This is a genomic window from Sphingomonas sp. PP-CE-1G-424, assembly GCF_004341085.1.
Taxonomy (GTDB): Bacteria; Pseudomonadota; Alphaproteobacteria; order Sphingomonadales; family Sphingomonadaceae; genus Sphingomonas.
Genome location: NZ_SLXW01000003.1, coordinates 40,074 through 55,147 on the forward strand (window position 1 = coordinate 40,074; position 15,074 = coordinate 55,147).

The window sequence follows — 15,074 nt, forward strand, 5'->3', positions numbered from 1 at the left end:
ATCGGGCACACTCTCTCCAGAAAGCCTCGCCGCAGAGATCGGGCCGGAGGTCGTGCGATTTAGAGCAGCCTTATCGGCAACTGCGGAGGGTCTATTCAGGTTACTGATGGACCGCTCTTTGTGGTCACAAAGGAAGGCGCTCGGCGCTTGCTTGAGGCGGTAGCCGACGAGCGACTGCCCTTTGACGCAGCGAATTACCTCGCCGACTGCATCGTCATGAACGACGACTTCGATTATGCAGATGAAGCTGTGAGAGACGCGGTCCTTTTTATCGAGGACGATTCTGGGCGGTTTGCCACTGGCGAAGATGATTGGCGACCCACACGGGCGGATACGTTGGCCGCGTTGGCGCATCTCGATTGAACGGCAGCTTTTTCTAGTTCGCCGCCGAAAGCCGCTGTTCCGGTTTCCTTCCCAAAGCAGACCTAATTCGTCGTAAGGTTTTTGCCGCATTTCGAGCAGCAACGGCGAGGCCATGGATGGCTGATTCCGACGGAGCCAAGCCGCGTTGTGAACGGAGATGTGCCGCACTCCGGACAGCGGAAAAGCCACAGGAACGCAGCACCGTGCGCTAGCCACAACGCCATTCCCGGCAGGGCTCCAATGAGACCCAAGGTCATGAACGGCCAAAACAGCCAAAGCGGCGAAGTAATGAACACGAGCATCGTCCACCCCGTGAACAGCCATGCTTTACGGTAGAGCGTCATCGCCTGACCGTAGGTGATAGGGGGTTGCCAACCAATGGCTGCTTTCCTTCCCAATCACGACGTTCATAACGGAAGATCAGACATCAAAAGCGGTCAGCGCGGAGATGAATGAGTGTCTGAAGTTGGGGAGCGGGGAAGGGCGCGCGAACGGCCGACGATGGGTCTTACTGATGGGCGCGGAACGTCACTCCGATCGTGCGCGGGTCGCTTGGCGTAGCGAGGATCAGGCCCGAGTTGCCGGCTTGGATTGTGACGTTCTGGATATAGTCGCGGTCGAACAGGTTGCGAGCGAACATGGCCAGTTCCCAGCCCTTGCTGCTGCGGTAGCCGACGCTGCCGTTGACGACCGTGTAGCTGCCAATCGTCGTGAAGCGCGAGCCCGTAGGATCGCCGAACTGCTTGCTGCGGTAATTGGCATCGGCATGTGCGAACACGCTTCCACCCAGAGTTTCAACCGGTACAATGTAGTCGCTCCCCACGGTCGAGGACCATTTCGGAAGGCCGGGCAACCCGGTCCCACTTAGGTTGCAGGACGCTGCTGTGTTGCCGATCAGCTCGATCGGGCACGGCCCAGTTGGGTAGCTGTCATACTTGCCGTCGGCGTAAGCGACCGATGCGCGCAGCGAGAGGTCGCGGGTTATGGCCGCAATCGCGTCGGCCTCCACGCCCTTCGACGTCACCTTTGGAATGTTGGCGAGATAGGTGCGCAACGCCGCCGCGGCGCGGGTGTCGCTGACGTTCGTCTGGAAGTCGGTGACGCGGGTGTAGAAGGCATCGATGTTGAAGGTCAGCCGGTTGTCGAACAGCCGGGTCTTCAGACCAACCTCATACGCCGTGTTCTTTTCGGGCCGCACGACGGCCGTGCCGACCGCCGGCAGGTTCTGGTCGTTGAGCGGCAGCCCCGACATGTTGATACCACCCGATTTCTCGCCGCGGGCATAGCTTGCATAACCGAGCACGTTATCCGTGGCCTGCCAGGCGATGTTGGCGCGACCGGTCAGCGCGCCGTCGTTGACCTTTGCGGCGTAGGTCTGGCCGCGCAGGATACCGAGCCGGGCGTTGATCAGCGCAGTGCTGGTGGTGGCCGGGCCGCCGAACACGAACGTGTCGTAGGTCCCGGTCTTGTGCTCATAGGTGTAGCGCAGACCACCGGTAAGGGTCAGGCGATCGGCCGGCCGCCAGTTGACCTCGCCGAACGCGGCATAGCTGTTCGACTGAAAGTCGGTGCGGCCATCCGTGCCATAGCCGTCGATCAGGTTGGCCGGGACCGGGGTTGCATTTGCGCCGGTGGTTGTGCCGATCAAATAGCGTGCGGCTGCCGAGCCGTAGATCGAGATCGGCCGCCCCTCCACGCGCTGGCGGAAGAAATACAGTCCGCCGACGTAGCTGAGCGCATGGTCGCCGTTCGAGGCGAGACGCAGCTCCTGACTATATTGGTCCTGCCGTGACGGGATGTGCTGCTCGATCTGGATCGGGATGCCGGTATAGTCGCGATCGTTGGCGGCGTCCCAGTTCCAGAATCGCCATGCGCTGACGGATGTCAGCGTCGCGCCGCCAAGATTCCAGTCGGCGATCGCAGCGACACCCCCCTCGTTGGTATCGACCCCGAGTTGCGCGTCGATGTCGGTCACGCGGTCATAGGGGTTGGTGCTGGGTGGCGTATAGTTGAACTGAGCGGCAAGCCCGGTTGGCCCGGCAAACTGCCGCGTTGCCGTGCGCGGTACGTCACGCGTCGCAACGCGGTAATAGACCTGGGTGCAGCAGTTGCTCTGGAAATTGGTGAAGTCGCCGCTGAGCTTGATCTGGAACATTTCGGACGGCTTGAACAGCAACTGGCCGCGCACCGCCTGATTGCCGATCTGGTTCTGATCCCGGCCGGTGCGGACATTGTCGATCACTCCGTCGCGGCGCGTCGAGACGCCGGATATTCGGAAGGCGAGCGTGTCGGTGATCGGGCCGGAAGCTGCTGCCTTGGCCTGGATGAAATTGAAGCTGCCGATCGTGATTTCCTCGGTGGCCTCGGGTGTGAAGGTCGGCGCGCGCGTCGTGATGTTGATCGCGCCAGCCGTGCTGTTCTTGCCGAACAACGTCCCCTGCGGGCCGCGCAGGATCTCCACCTGACCGATATCGCTGAAATCGAACGCGGCGGTTGCCGGCCGCGCGTGATAGACCTGATCGACATAGAAACCGACGCCCGGCTCCAGGCCGTCATTGGCTTGGCTGACCGCGACGACACTGCTGCCGAGACCCCGGATCGTGAAGGCGGTGTTACGAGGGTTGGCCGAGCTGTAATTGAGCGACGGCACCAGTTGCGACAGTTGCTGCGTGTTCACCGTGTAGGACCGGTCGAGCAGTTCGCCACCAACGACCGACAGCGAACCGGGAATGCGCTGCGCATCCTCGGCACGGCGACGCGCCGTTACCGTGATCTCGGGCAGGCCGAATTGACCTCCATCGTCACTGGCGCTGGTCGCAGTAGCTGCATCTGTCGGCGGGACCGCGCGATCCTGTGCATAGGCAGAAGTGGTAAGCGCAATGAGGCTGGCAGCGCAAAGCAGGTGACGCATTGGAAGTTCCCCTTGTCGTCCAACGCCCCGCTATTGCGGGCTATGCCGGATCTATATCCGGCCATATACAGGCCTATCTCGATAGGAGAAGACCTTGCCGGCTATAATCCTGATCCCGCTGCTCTTTCTTGCCGCCAGCCCGCAGGCGATGCCGGCGATGGATCACGTGCCCGTTGCCTGCCCGGCGAAGGCGGTGCCGCTCCCGGCGGGGCTTGAGGGTTGGATACGTAAGCGGCCGTCTCGCGCCGGGGCGACGGTCAAAGCGGCTACGACACTTCCGCTTGGCACGAGCGTCACTGCCACGCTGCTGCCAACGTTGGCCCTTACCTATGCTGTCCGACCGGGTAAGCCCGGCACGCCGGCCAACAGCGGCGGGATGTTCGTTTTCAACGTGCCTGACTACGGGCGCTACCGCGTCGCGCTGGGAGCTTCCGCGTGGATCGACGTCCTCAGTGGCAAATCGCCAGCGACATCTGTTGCACATAGCCACGGGCCTGACTGCACGGGTATCCGCAAGATGGTCGACTTCGATCTGAAGCCGGGCCGTTACCTTTTGCAGCTGGCCGGCAACACCGCTCCGACGCTTTCGCTGATGATCGTGCGGGTGCCCTCCGACTGACGCTGGTGCCGGGAGTGGCCAGCCGGTTCAGATCGCGCCGCATCATGCGTAGATTGAACTTTAGCCCTGTGCTGATAATTATATCCGTCTGAATACAGTCGAGCGTTGCAGAACGGACATGGTCATGAAAATCAGGATCGATATGACAGGCATGCGCTTTGGTCGCCTCGTCGGCATCGGCTTCGCGCACAAAAGCCGAAGCGGGCACGCTCATTGGCTGTTCCAGTGCGACTGCGGGAATGAGCTTGTAGCAGCGGGAGGCAACGTCCGGTCAGGAAGCACGGCGAGCTGTGGTTGCCTCCACCGCGAGATCTGCGCTGCCCGCCTCATCCAACATGGGCACCGTGCGCAACACCGCCATGACGGCACGTATCGCGCCTGGCAGCGCATGAAGATGGAGAATGAAGCCGGCGCAATTTCGCCGGCATGGTCCGATGATTATGCCCGCTTCTTGGCCGATATGGGCGAACGTCCCGCCGACATGATGCTATCGAGAACTGAGGTATCGAGGCCGTTTAGTCCCGCCAATTGTAGATGGGTGCCGGTGGCGTCCCGGTCAGCCCGGGCAACGCAAGGGTGGACAACACGCCGCGACGCGCCGCGCGCTCAACCTTCCGGCTTGAGCGCGTCGACTAGCCAGTCGAAATCTGCTCCCTTGGCAGCCTCGACCATGCGCGCTTCAATGTCGCGGTAGCTGGCAAGCACCTGCTCACCAAAGGCTGTCAGATGCGCACCGCCTGCCTTTCCTCCCCCGACGCGGGTTTCGACCACCGGCTGGGTCCAGGCATGGTTGAGACTGTCGACGAGCAGCCAGATACGTCGGTAGCTCATCTTCAAATCACGCCCAGCAGCCGAGATAGAGCCGGTACGACCGATGGCATCAAGGACGAGTGCCTTGCCCGGCCCTATCGCCGGCTCTGTCCCTCTCAGGATTTGAACATTGACCTTCAATGGTCCATCAATAGCCAAGTCTGCACCCCTCGCGCAGAGCGCAAAAACGGACCAGCGTTAGTATTGACGCTCGCGTCATTTTCCGATCAGAACGTCGCTTGCCTTGATGAGCACCGTCACTTGATCGCCTTCGCTGAGCGCCAGGTCGGAGATCGCCTCCTCGGTGATATTCGCAGTGATGATCATGCCGTTGCCGATATCGACCTTGACTGAGCCATTGACGGCGCCGGGCTGAATGCTGGCGACGCGGCCTGCGAGCTGATTGCGGGCACTAATTTTCATGGGGCGTCCTCAAGAATGACGGGTTGGCCGGTAGCATTACGACTACAACCCAAATCCGGCTATTCCCATTTTTCGATCCATTTTTGAGAAAGTTATGCGTGCTGGCATCACCGCCAGCTTCGACATGAATGAACGACCGAAGTTAGGTTGCTTGAGACCGGTCGCGAGTGTCCGAACGTGGGTCGCCGCTGCAGTATGGAAGGGCGGCCGTTCTCGACCAGACATGGCCTTTCGCAGGCTAAGCAGTCAAAGGCAGCTTGTGTCGAAACCCGCCATCCGGTTCATTGAGCGCAGAGGGTAGAGGGCCCGGTCCCGCCCGTTAGGTTGGGATACGTCGACATTTCTCATCTTGGTTGTGGGTGGTGCTGCAAATGTTGGTCGCGCGGCCAGCACCGATCTGACAGGATCTTGCCTATGAGAAACAACCCGTTTGCCTGAAACCGCTGTCGATCGCTTCCTTCGCGAGGAGCGTGAACGTGCCAATATGTTCAAGGATGTCTTCGCCGGCGGCGCGGTGGCTGAGGCGATGCGGGCAGAGACCCTTCGCGACAGGCTTTTTCGCGGGGTGGATTTCGACAAGCCTTATCGCGGTATACTCGACACGCTCGAACGAGACCGGAAGGAGCGCGAACGCTACAAGGAACTGACCAGCACGGCGTGGGCTCTGTCAGTGACTGAGGCGGCGCGCAGCATCACCCAGCGCAGCACGGGCCTTGTAGAGCAGCAGCGGCGTCTGTCGTCGTCTGTAGTCGATACGATGCGAGCGTTCGACGCGAACCGATCGACTGTGGCGACCGCGCTGGCCGCCGCCCGCGCCGGCGACAGCTATCGCCGGATGATCGAGGACATGTTCCCGAAGATGTCTGGGTTCAGTGCCATCGCCGAGCGGATGCGCCTCGTCGATGTCATGACGCTGCGCGCCAGTGAAGGGGTGGTGGCTTCCGCCACCGCGCTTGCTGCCGAGATGGTCTTGGAAACGCAGCGAATCACCGAAGCGATCGCGGCGGCGGCGACCGAGGATGAGGGCACGGCGCTCTTCAGCGAGCTGTTCGAAAAGGTGACCGCCTATGTGGCGACGCTTGGCCCCAAGACGATCGCCGAGCTCAATACGATGGGACTCATGCAGTGGACTGCGTGGCTATTCGGCTTTCTGGGCTTGGTGCTGGCGATCGTCGCGTTGATCCCGAACCCCTCGGCCGAGCAGCAGCGCGCCATCACCGAGCTCAACCAGAAATATGAGGTGCTGCACCAGGAGACTGACCGGCTTAGCGAAGCGGATGCGAAGGCGAGCGAGGATTTCCTAGACGCCTTGCCGCGCGCCGAGATCGTGCGTGACGCCACCCTGCGCCGCAAGCCCGAGCGGGCGGGCGAGGTGGTACTGCACATGCAGGCCGGTGATACCGTTGTGATCGAGAAGGCCCAGGGACGCTGGCGTTTTGTCTTCTTCCGCGATCCGCTATCGAACCAGCTTTCGCGCGCCTGGGTCTATCACACCGCGCTCGCCCCGCTCGCCGACGCAGTCGACGTGAGCAGCGACTGAGGCGCGAGGTAGAGCGGCGTCCGGAGGTGCCGCTCCGCGCGGAACGGATCCGGCCCTTACCGGAGCGCAAGCGCACGGGTGCCCCTGGAGGGAGTTGGCGCGGAAGGAGGGGCGCTGGTCACGATGGGGCCGAACGACGGAAAGCCGACAGATGCCGGCTGCACCCTCAGATCGCGTCTGCGGCCTGACCACCCTTAGCGATGACGGACGCGGTGAGAGAAGCGATCGGCCGCCCCAGAGCGCGTGAGATTGCCGGCCGCCGCTGATAGACCCCGCGGGCCGCGTCATGGCTGATGAGGCCGCGCCGGTAGGACTCGGGAAGGGTCTCCCACCAGTCGGGTGAGATGTAGCTGTTCTCGAGATATTCGAGTGCGAGCCGCGTGGTCGCTGCCGCCTTGAGCTGGTCGTCCAGCGCATCGAAGGATTGGACGAACCGTGCGGCTGGGCCGTCATCGGTGCCGGTCCAGCCAAATACGATGACCGACTGCCCGGCAAAGGAGGTGATGTTGAGCGTCACATGCTCGAACGCCTGCGACCCATGGGCGATGCGCTGGAGGAGCGTGCCAGCGAGGTCATTGTCCGGAAGGAAGGTGCCGCAGCATGCGACGGGGAGCAACTCGTCGAAGCGTGTCCACGAATAGGAAAAGCCCGTGAAGTTCTGCGCGGAGAGCAGCGCTCCATAGGCCTCTTTGCGTGCATGCGTCGCCGCTGCGGCCCGGCGGGCGCTATGTTGCACGTTGCGCGCCATGTTCTGCGCCAAATCTTGATGCTCAACGGGCGCCCCTTCGTCGAGCCGGAACAGGATATCCGACGCGGCCAGCTGCGCCCGCTTCAAATAGGCCTCGAAACATACTGCCCGATAGGAGAAAAGCAGTGCCTCGGCCAAGCCGATGGTGCAGTCCTTCCCTTCGATGGGCCGGAAGAGATCGCGGTCGTGCTCCGCGCAGAAGCCGGGGAAGACCGATGCCTGGCCGATCCCGACAAGGCGCGGCACCAGCCTGCCTTGGTTCTTTTCCATCTCGGGCATGGTGGTTATTAGAGAATAGACACGGCTGTCACGTGCGATCGCCTCAAGGCCGCCACTCTTCTGGACGGTATGGGCCCTGACAATCTGGCCGCCGCAGGGCTGGCCTGCTGCATTGGCATGGGAGCAGTAACGGCGCTGCAGCTCCTTGATGTAGTGGGCAGCCGCCTGATGGATATTGAAAGGCGGCATATGCTCGCGGCCGTCGTGGCAGAGCTTGAACTTTTTCTCCGATCCGCACGAGCATCGTTCGTTTCGCCCGATCGTCTTCGGACGGAAGACCGTGGGCAGTCGATTGAGGGGCTGAGTCAGCGATGAATGTAACAGCGGTGTTCGGCTTTTCATGGCGGTCGCCTTTACGCGGCGGTGAAGAATGCGTCAAAGCGGAACCCTGTCATATCCGGCTGAAATCGATTGCTAAAACTCGACAATGTTAGGTTTATAGGGGCTCCGATAGACGCCGAACTTACACTCTTAAAACTCAATACCTGTTTGTTCTTCAATCGTATGTCCAAATTTAGCGAGGTCCTACTTTGACGCTTGTCTACAGTCACGAATGTCTAGCTTTGGCGTAAACAGACACTCCCATTGACGGCGGAGAACGGCAGCAAAGTCCCACCTCTCGCCATTTCCGTCATCGCTGGTCGGGGTGTTGGGCGAACATGAATGGACGTCCGAAGTTGGGAAAGGCGCAACGACCGCTGAATGTCGTGTTGTGGGTCTGTGTCCTGTGGTTCGCGTAAATTCGCGATCGTGTCGTGGCGCGGTGTGATCAATCGCAACACCGCCAAGACGGCGTTGATGATTGCGTGAGCCAACGCGCTAGTTGGTAGCTCGGACCTGCTTGAACAGGATCGGCAATTTTGGGAATCGATACCTTTTCTGGTACGAGGAACATGATATGTGGTAATTTATCTCCTGGTGATTTAATACAATTGTTGGATTAAAAGTACGGGTAGGCGGGGTATGGTGTTCAGCCAAAAAGCAGCATCGGGAATTTCACGTTGTTGTGTTAGCTCAGGGCGGCGAAGAGTTCTTCTAAGGGTAAGTTAAATGACCTCGGATGCGCTCTTCAGAGGTGAAGGCTGACATAGGCAAGCCTGCGGCATTGTAGAGGCTGCCGGGTACAACGTTGCTCCAATTGTAGCGAACGTAGCTGGGCTTCGATACCGCACCAGTTACGACCACGCTCTCGCCATCGATCCGCGCTGTAGCCGTAACAAATCTTCGATCGGGCCCGGCGATTTCGAAGCCCACGACTGCTGCGCCCCGGCTCGTCAGGCCTTCAGCATGATCGAACCAGATGCGCTTTCCACCCGGTTCGCCACTCACTTGGCGGAACAGCGGGCTTTGATACGCGACGCGCTCGCCATACGCGACGCTGCGGGCCGCGAGTGCAAGTCGGGCGGCGACTGTCTGCTTGTCGCCCGGATGGACGTTGCCGGGATCGCCGACGTCGGTCGTCACCACCATGGCTGTGTCGGTCAGCACAAGCGCACGACGTTGCGCATCGCGTACCAAACCCCATTCTTCCTCGGGTGAGTTAAATGAAGAGATCTGTGCAAAGAGGAATGGGAAAGCACCTTGCGCGAAATTGTGTCGCCAGTCGGTGATCAGTCCCCGGAAGAGGTCGGCATAATATGGCGCCCGCGCGACATTGCTGTTCGTCTCGCCCTGGTACCAGATGACGCCCTTGATGCCGTAGCCGGTGAACGGCGCAACCATTGCGTTGTACAGCGATGACGGCCGGTACGCATCCTCGGGGGGGTGCCAAGGGTGTGGGGGAGGCTTGCCGCCCGACGCAACGATGGCAGCATCCTCGCGCGCTTCGGCAATGGTGGCGAGGTCGGCGTCGGTCTGGTCCTGCTGGAATCGAGCACGCGCGTCGATGGCCGGGGCCAGCGTTGCGTCGGTCGCGAACGCCTCGGTCGACACCCAGCTGTCCGCAGGTGTACCGCCCCAGGTCGAGTCGATCACGCCTACCGTCACGTGCTCGCGCGCGGCAATTTCTCGCGCAAAGAAATAGCCGACGGCCGAGAAGTCGGCGGTTGTCGCGGGCGTGGTGGTGGTCCAGGTAGCACCAATGTCGCGTAGCGGGATGGAACTGCTCTTGTGTTCGATACGGAGGAGCCGGACGTGCGGGTCGGTCGCGGCAGCGATCTCCGCGGCGGCATTCTTTAGCGGCGCACCGTCGAAGCCCTTGAGCGGGAACTCCATGTTCGACTGACCCGATGCGAACCAAACGTCGCCGAGCATCACATCCTGTACCTGGACCTTACCCTCTGCTGCACCTCCGTCGACAACAAGAACATAGGGACCGCCTGCCGCTTCAGGCTTCAACCACGCTTCCCATCGGCCTAGGCGGTCGGCGACTGCCACTACGCGTTGGCCATGCAACGACACGGCAACGTTCGCGTCCGCACGCGCCCAACCCCAGACGTGCAGCGGCCGATCACGCTGCAGCACGGTGTGGTCGCTGAATAGACGCGGCAGCTTGAGCTGTGCGGCCGCGGGTGATGTCGCGGTGGCGGCGAGGAGGGCGGTGTAGAGCAGGAGCTTCATGATCGGCATTGTCCCTGACGTGCGGCGCTGACCGTCGCGATATCTTAGCGTCAGAATATCATCAAAGAAGCGCGTGACCAGTTGGTATGCAGCCAGAAGTTGCACCTGCCTTGATGCGATGGCAACGCGCCGCGCTCCGGCAATCGTGGCATGCGCATTGGTACCGCAGACGGTCTTCAGCTTCGAGGTAACCGGCGCTAGAAGGCGGCGAGGAGAGCCGGTTATGACGATTCACGCCAAGGTCGATGAAACCGGCCCGGTCGATGCGGCGCGGTTCGCCGATGAGATCGCGACGCGGGACCGCCCTATCGTACTGCGCGGTCAGGCGAAACGGTGGCCGGCCATAGCGGCCGGGCTCCGGTCCGACGAAACCCTGGTCGACTACATGAAGGCGATGGACCGTGGACGCCCGGCCGAAGTACTGATCGGTCCGCCGGAGATCGATGGTCGGTTCTTTTACGATGCGTCGATGCAGGCCTGCAATTTCCAGAAGCGGTTCGGCTCGCTCAGCGCACTGCTCGACAAGCTGCTGTCGCTTCGGGCAGAGGCGGAGCCGGTCGCGCTCTATGCCGGCGCTGCCGCCGCGGACGATCACCTGTCCGCCTGGATCGCAGACAATCCCCTGCCGTTCGAATTGCCGGGTGCCAGGCCGCGGGTCTGGGTCGGCAATCGCACGCACGTCGCGACGCATTTCGACGAGGCGAGCAACGTCGCGGTGGTCGTGGCGGGTCGGCGACGTTTCACGCTGTTTCCACCCGAACAGGTCGGCAACCTCTATGTCGGCCCGTTCCACTTCACGATCGCAGGGCCGCCGGTCAGCATGGTGGATCTCGAGGACCCAGACCTCGAACGCTATCCCAAATTCGCAGACGCTATGGGCCACGGGCTCGTTGCCGATCTCGACCCCGGCGATGCGCTCTTCATTCCGCCGATCTGGTGGCACAGCGTTAAGGCGACCGCCGCGTTCAATGTGATGGTGAATTACTGGTGGGCCGAGCCGCATGCGCTTTCGCCGATGGGCGCGCTGAGCCACGCCGTCCTCGCGATCCGTGATCTCGCGCCGGCCCAGCGCATGGCATGGCGGCGCTGGTTCGAACATTATGTGTTCGACGACGCGGCTCCCGATGCCGGCAATCACCTGCCGGCGCATGTCCAGGGCGTACTCGCGCCGCCGTCCGAAATGCGGAATGCTCACTTTACGGCGCAGATCGCCGAGGCGCTAAGTCCGCCGGCAATGCCCGCAGCGCGCAAATCCCGCTAACGCGCGCTACCAATCAGGACGCCGGGGGAATGACCAAGCCGGCGAGGTCGGCGCAACCGAGGTTGCGCCGACAGGTTGCTACTGCGTCTTCCCGGTACTGACGTTTTGGGGCGGGAGCGTGATGAAGCGATCCGACTGCGCGACGTTCCATCCGCGTACCGTCAGCGCGGTCGCCGTCTGACCCGCGCTTTTGGGGTAACGGATGTCGATGCGCTTTTCCTCGCCGGGTAGGAGAGCAACGTAATTGTCGCTGTAGAACGCCGGCAGGACACGTTTGCCCTGTGCATCCACCAGCGTCAGCTTCGCGTTCAGCGCTGGGACTTCGGTTCGATTGGCGAGCGTCACAGTTACGACGCTGTCCTCGCCGTCGACCCCCTGGGCCAAGACGGAGCCGGTTAGCGCGACGCTCTGCAGCGTGTCGAGCATCCGGTAAGCGGCTTCGTTCTTTCCGCGCCAGTAGAAGTTGTCGGCAACCGTCTTGCCCGCTCGATCAATCAATTCGAGCTTAACCAGAAGCATGGGGTTTGACGCGAACAAGCGATCGAGTGGCACCACTGCAAGCGGCGTCGCCATGTTGGCGCCCGCGTCGACCCGGTCTTCACGCGTGAAGAGTTCGGCGTTGTCGAGCCCGACGACGCGTGTGCGGACCCGCAGTCCCGGCTGCGCTTCACGGGTCGTGTTGAGCACGACCAGTTCATTGCCCGGCAGATTGAGCTGGACGTGAAGCGGTTCCGCGGCCTTCTTCGCACCATAATATGAGGCCTGGGTGTCATAGTCCCAGCTGTAGATCTGCCATGTGTTCGACGGCCAGGAGGGATGCGTCATCCAAAGTAGTCGACCGGAGTTCTTGGTCCACAAATGGCCCAGGAACCCTTCGTACATCGCCTTGTGCGTCTCGAGGTTCATCATCTGCGCCTTGCGCTCGAAATCGGCAAAGCTGGTCCCCGCCCCGAACATGGTGTCGAGCGTGGTCATGAACGTCTTGGTGTCGCCGTTCCCCGCGAAATGCCAATCATGATAGGCCAGCGTATCGCTGAGCGGCCAGGTTTCGCTATCGGGCATCGTCGCCCGTACGGACTCTAGGGTGGAGAGTGAGGGCGTTCCCGTCTCGACCGAGAAACCGGTGGCGAGGCCGGTAAAATAACCGACCGGTGGACGATAGTTATACGGTCCCGATCCCTGCAGGTTGACGACGTTGGAGCTGCCTGTGAACCACCGCGTCCCGTCTTCACGCGCGATCAGGTCGTCGAGGCCCTCGTTCAAGGCCGGGTAGGGCACACCTTCGTTGCGGCCGAACCACAGGATGATCGACGGATGGTTGCGGTAGCGGCGAACCACGTCGTCGGCGTTCTTTAGGAACAGCCCCGGATCTTCCGGCTCGACCTGGAAATTCTGCGTGGATTGCCAGAAGTCATTGAGGATCATCATGCCGTTTTCATCGGCTAGGTCGTAGAACTCCTCTTCGGTATTGTTGCCCATCCAGTTGCGGATGACGTTCATGTGCGCCTCCTTCTGGAGACGGAAATAGGGGGCTAGGCGCGCGCGTCCGATGCGCTTCATCGCATCGTCCATGCCCCAATTGCCCCCGCGCGCAGCAATCTGCACGCCGTTCACGCGGATCGCCAAATGCGGTTCGGGCATCGTCGCCTCGACCGGTGTCACCGCCGGGGAACGCTCGCCCTGCGGTGTCAGCGATTCCACCCAGCCATTGGGGGACTGCTTGATGGCCTGATGGCGAACATCGATCAGGCGCTCGCCGCGCAGGCTGCCATCCGTGAACTGGAGGTTGACCCGGCGCAGCGCACCAGCCGCATCGAACAGCGACAGGTCATAGCTGACTTCGCGAATACCGAACTTGTCGGTGCGCGTATCCGAGAGCTGGCCGTCTGCCAGCGCTTCCAGCGACAGTTGGTAGAGAGCCTGTTCGCCATAGCCGTTCGGCCACCAAAGTTTTGGATTGGCGACATGAAGCTGCGCGAACTCCTTAGGGTTGAAGACTACCTTCGTCTCACCGGGCGGCGCGATGACCGTCTTCTGCACTCGGACGCCGCCAAACGCTGCACGCACGGTCACGCTTGCGGCTGTCGCACCAGCGTTCTGGACCGGTACGGTGATATAGACGTCAGCGCTGTCAGTACGCGGCAGAGGCAGATCGGTGACGATCTTGGGATCGAGCAGCCGCACAGTCCCATGCGCGAGCAGTTCCACGGGCCGCCACAGCCCCGTGTTACGGTCTCGAATACCCGGTATCCAGTCCCAGCCCTCGGTTGCGACGAAGGTGGGGCCGTCGATCGCGAGCTGGCCCCCGTTCTCGCCGACGCCGCCGCTGATCGACTGCTCGTGCGGGATGCCGGGATGGGGAGGCGGCGAAACGCGAACCGCGACCACATTCTCGCCGGCGACAGGTACGAGATCGAACTGGCCGCGGATAAAGGCGCCGTGGGTGTCGCCCAGCTTGCGGCCGTTTGCCCAGACGTCAGCGGCGTAGTTGATGCCGCCGAAGACCAACGTCAGGCGCTTGCCCGCGGCGGCTGCCGGCACCGTAAAGCTGGTGCGGTACCAATAGTCCTGACGTGCCAGACTCTCGGGAATCTTGAGGTTGTTGAGCCCGTAATAGGGATCGGGATAGACGCCGCGGTCGACCAGCGTCGTCAAGACGGTGCCCGGCACGGTCGCCGCACGCCACGTGCCCGTGGCAGGGCCCGGACGCGACAGGGTCGCGGCATCTTCGCGGACCTCGGGGGCTGCGGCGAGCTGCCAGCCATTGACCAGCCAGCGACCGTCGCTTTCGCGCGCCAGTCCCGTCGGGGGCAGCGGCAAGTGCGCGATCGGCGCCGTGGTCGCGCTCACGCGCGCCTTCGGCAAGGTCCAGGCATCCTGCTGCTGGGTAAGGCCGATATTGGCCTGCTTCTGGAACGGCCAGCCGACGCCGACCTGCCAGAATTGCACGAGATCGAAATCCGGCCGCGCTCGGATGGCAGCCGTGATCTCGCTGGCGCTCAGCGCCGCGCCGTTGAGTTGCGCCGCAACCAGCGATCCGCCAAAATGGCGAGGCGCTTTAGCGCCGTTCGTCACCGGTGCGACGGCGAGGCGGGCGACGACTTCGCTCGGGCGGTTCGCGACGGACGCGACGACGCGACCATCGACATAGAGGGTCAGTGTCCGTCCGTTCGCCACAGCGGCGACATGCGTCCACTTGCCGGCGGCCAACGCCGGTCCGCCGGTTACCCGTGTCGCTCCGTCCACGGCAGACGCGCGCCCATTGGTAAGGTCGAGGCAGCGACAGGCCTTTAGCGGATTACCGACGGCCAGCAGCGAACCATCCGCGCCGGCAGTGCTGGGGCGGACCCAGGCGGAGAGAGTCCAGGGAGCGTCTGCACGGACCGCTGCCTCGGCGCCTGTCAGATCACGCTCGACCCCGGTCCCGCCTGCTAGGATGGCGACGTTGTAGGGGCCGGCATTCGCGATCGCCGGCCGCATGGTCGGCACCACGGTTTGTGCAGCCAGCGAGGAGGAAAATGCGGCACCGAGCAGCAAGGCGGCTGTTATTGGCAACGATCG

Annotated in this window: 10 protein-coding genes; 4 read left to right on the forward strand and 6 right to left on the reverse strand. The window is 62.3% G+C overall.

Annotated elements, in window-relative coordinates; genetic code table 11:
- Window positions 1–147: 147 nt before the first annotated feature.
- Window positions 148–363 carry a hypothetical protein gene (locus C8J43_RS10515; protein ID WP_243645510.1) on the forward strand — a complete coding sequence of 72 codons (216 nt, stop codon included), beginning with the start codon at window positions 148–150 and terminating at the stop codon, window positions 361–363.
- A 508-nt stretch (window positions 364–871) separates the two neighbouring features.
- Here the strand turns inward: C8J43_RS10515 and C8J43_RS10520 are convergent.
- Window positions 872–3,274: a TonB-dependent receptor gene (locus C8J43_RS10520; protein ID WP_133030873.1), complete on the reverse strand. Its 2,403-nt coding sequence runs from the start codon at window positions 3,272–3,274 to the stop codon at window positions 872–874.
- 94 nt (window positions 3,275–3,368) lie between these two features.
- Between C8J43_RS10520 and C8J43_RS10525 the strand changes: the two genes are divergently transcribed.
- Entirely contained in the window at window positions 3,369–3,893 is a 525-nt protein-coding gene (locus C8J43_RS10525) for a homogentisate 1,2-dioxygenase (protein ID WP_243645511.1), read from the forward strand.
- Between the two features lie 606 nt (window positions 3,894–4,499).
- Here the strand turns inward: C8J43_RS10525 and C8J43_RS10530 are convergent.
- Both C8J43_RS10530 and C8J43_RS10535 read right to left on the reverse strand, forming a co-directional pair.
- The gene (locus C8J43_RS10530) at window positions 4,500–4,844 is read right to left on the reverse strand and encodes a LysR family transcriptional regulator (protein WP_243645512.1); all 345 of its coding nucleotides are present in this window, start codon (window positions 4,842–4,844) and stop codon (window positions 4,500–4,502) included.
- 75 nt (window positions 4,845–4,919) lie between these two features.
- On the reverse strand, window positions 4,920–5,126 hold the full coding sequence (locus C8J43_RS10535; protein ID WP_133030874.1) for a TOBE domain-containing protein: 207 nt from the start codon (window positions 5,124–5,126) through the stop codon (window positions 4,920–4,922).
- Between the two features lie 430 nt (window positions 5,127–5,556).
- Between C8J43_RS10535 and C8J43_RS10540 the strand changes: the two genes are divergently transcribed.
- On the forward strand, window positions 5,557–6,666 hold the full coding sequence (locus C8J43_RS10540; protein WP_133030875.1) for a hypothetical protein: 1,110 nt from the start codon (window positions 5,557–5,559) through the stop codon (window positions 6,664–6,666).
- Window positions 6,667–6,832: 166 nt separating this feature from the next.
- Here the strand turns inward: C8J43_RS10540 and C8J43_RS10545 are convergent, their stop codons facing one another.
- Together C8J43_RS10545 and C8J43_RS10550 are read right to left on the reverse strand one after the other, a co-directional pair.
- Window positions 6,833–8,035: an SEC-C metal-binding domain-containing protein gene (locus C8J43_RS10545; protein ID WP_133030876.1), complete on the reverse strand. Its 1,203-nt coding sequence runs from the start codon at window positions 8,033–8,035 to the stop codon at window positions 6,833–6,835.
- A gap of 693 nt (window positions 8,036–8,728) precedes the next feature.
- Window positions 8,729–10,357, reverse strand: a complete 1,629-nt coding sequence (locus C8J43_RS10550) for a sialate O-acetylesterase (protein ID WP_207893372.1) — start codon at window positions 10,355–10,357, stop codon at window positions 8,729–8,731.
- Between the two features lie 118 nt (window positions 10,358–10,475).
- Between C8J43_RS10550 and C8J43_RS10555 the strand changes: the two genes are divergently transcribed.
- Window positions 10,476–11,513 carry a cupin-like domain-containing protein gene (locus tag C8J43_RS10555; protein ID WP_165899604.1) on the forward strand — a complete coding sequence of 346 codons (1,038 nt, stop codon included), beginning with the start codon at window positions 10,476–10,478 and terminating at the stop codon, window positions 11,511–11,513.
- Between the two features lie 78 nt (window positions 11,514–11,591).
- Here C8J43_RS10555 and C8J43_RS10560 read toward each other — a convergent pair whose 3' ends face one another.
- On the reverse strand, window positions 11,592–15,068 hold the full coding sequence (locus C8J43_RS10560; protein ID WP_243645513.1) for a LamG-like jellyroll fold domain-containing protein: 3,477 nt from the start codon (window positions 15,066–15,068) through the stop codon (window positions 11,592–11,594).
- Between the last annotated feature and the right edge of the window lie 6 nt (window positions 15,069–15,074).

Excerpts from the sequence above, each read along its gene's own strand:
- C8J43_RS10535 (WP_133030874.1), bottom strand. The coding sequence starts at position 5,126 with ATGAAAATTAGTGCCCGCAATCAGCTCGCAGGCCGCGTCGCCAGCATT.
- C8J43_RS10555 (WP_165899604.1), top strand. The coding sequence starts at position 10,476 with ATGACGATTCACGCCAAGGTCGATGAAACCGGCCCGGTCGATGCGGCG.
- C8J43_RS10520 (WP_133030873.1), bottom strand. The coding sequence starts at position 3,274 with ATGCGTCACCTGCTTTGCGCTGCCAGCCTCATTGCGCTTACCACTTCT.
- C8J43_RS10545 (WP_133030876.1), bottom strand. The coding sequence starts at position 8,035 with ATGAAAAGCCGAACACCGCTGTTACATTCATCGCTGACTCAGCCCCTC.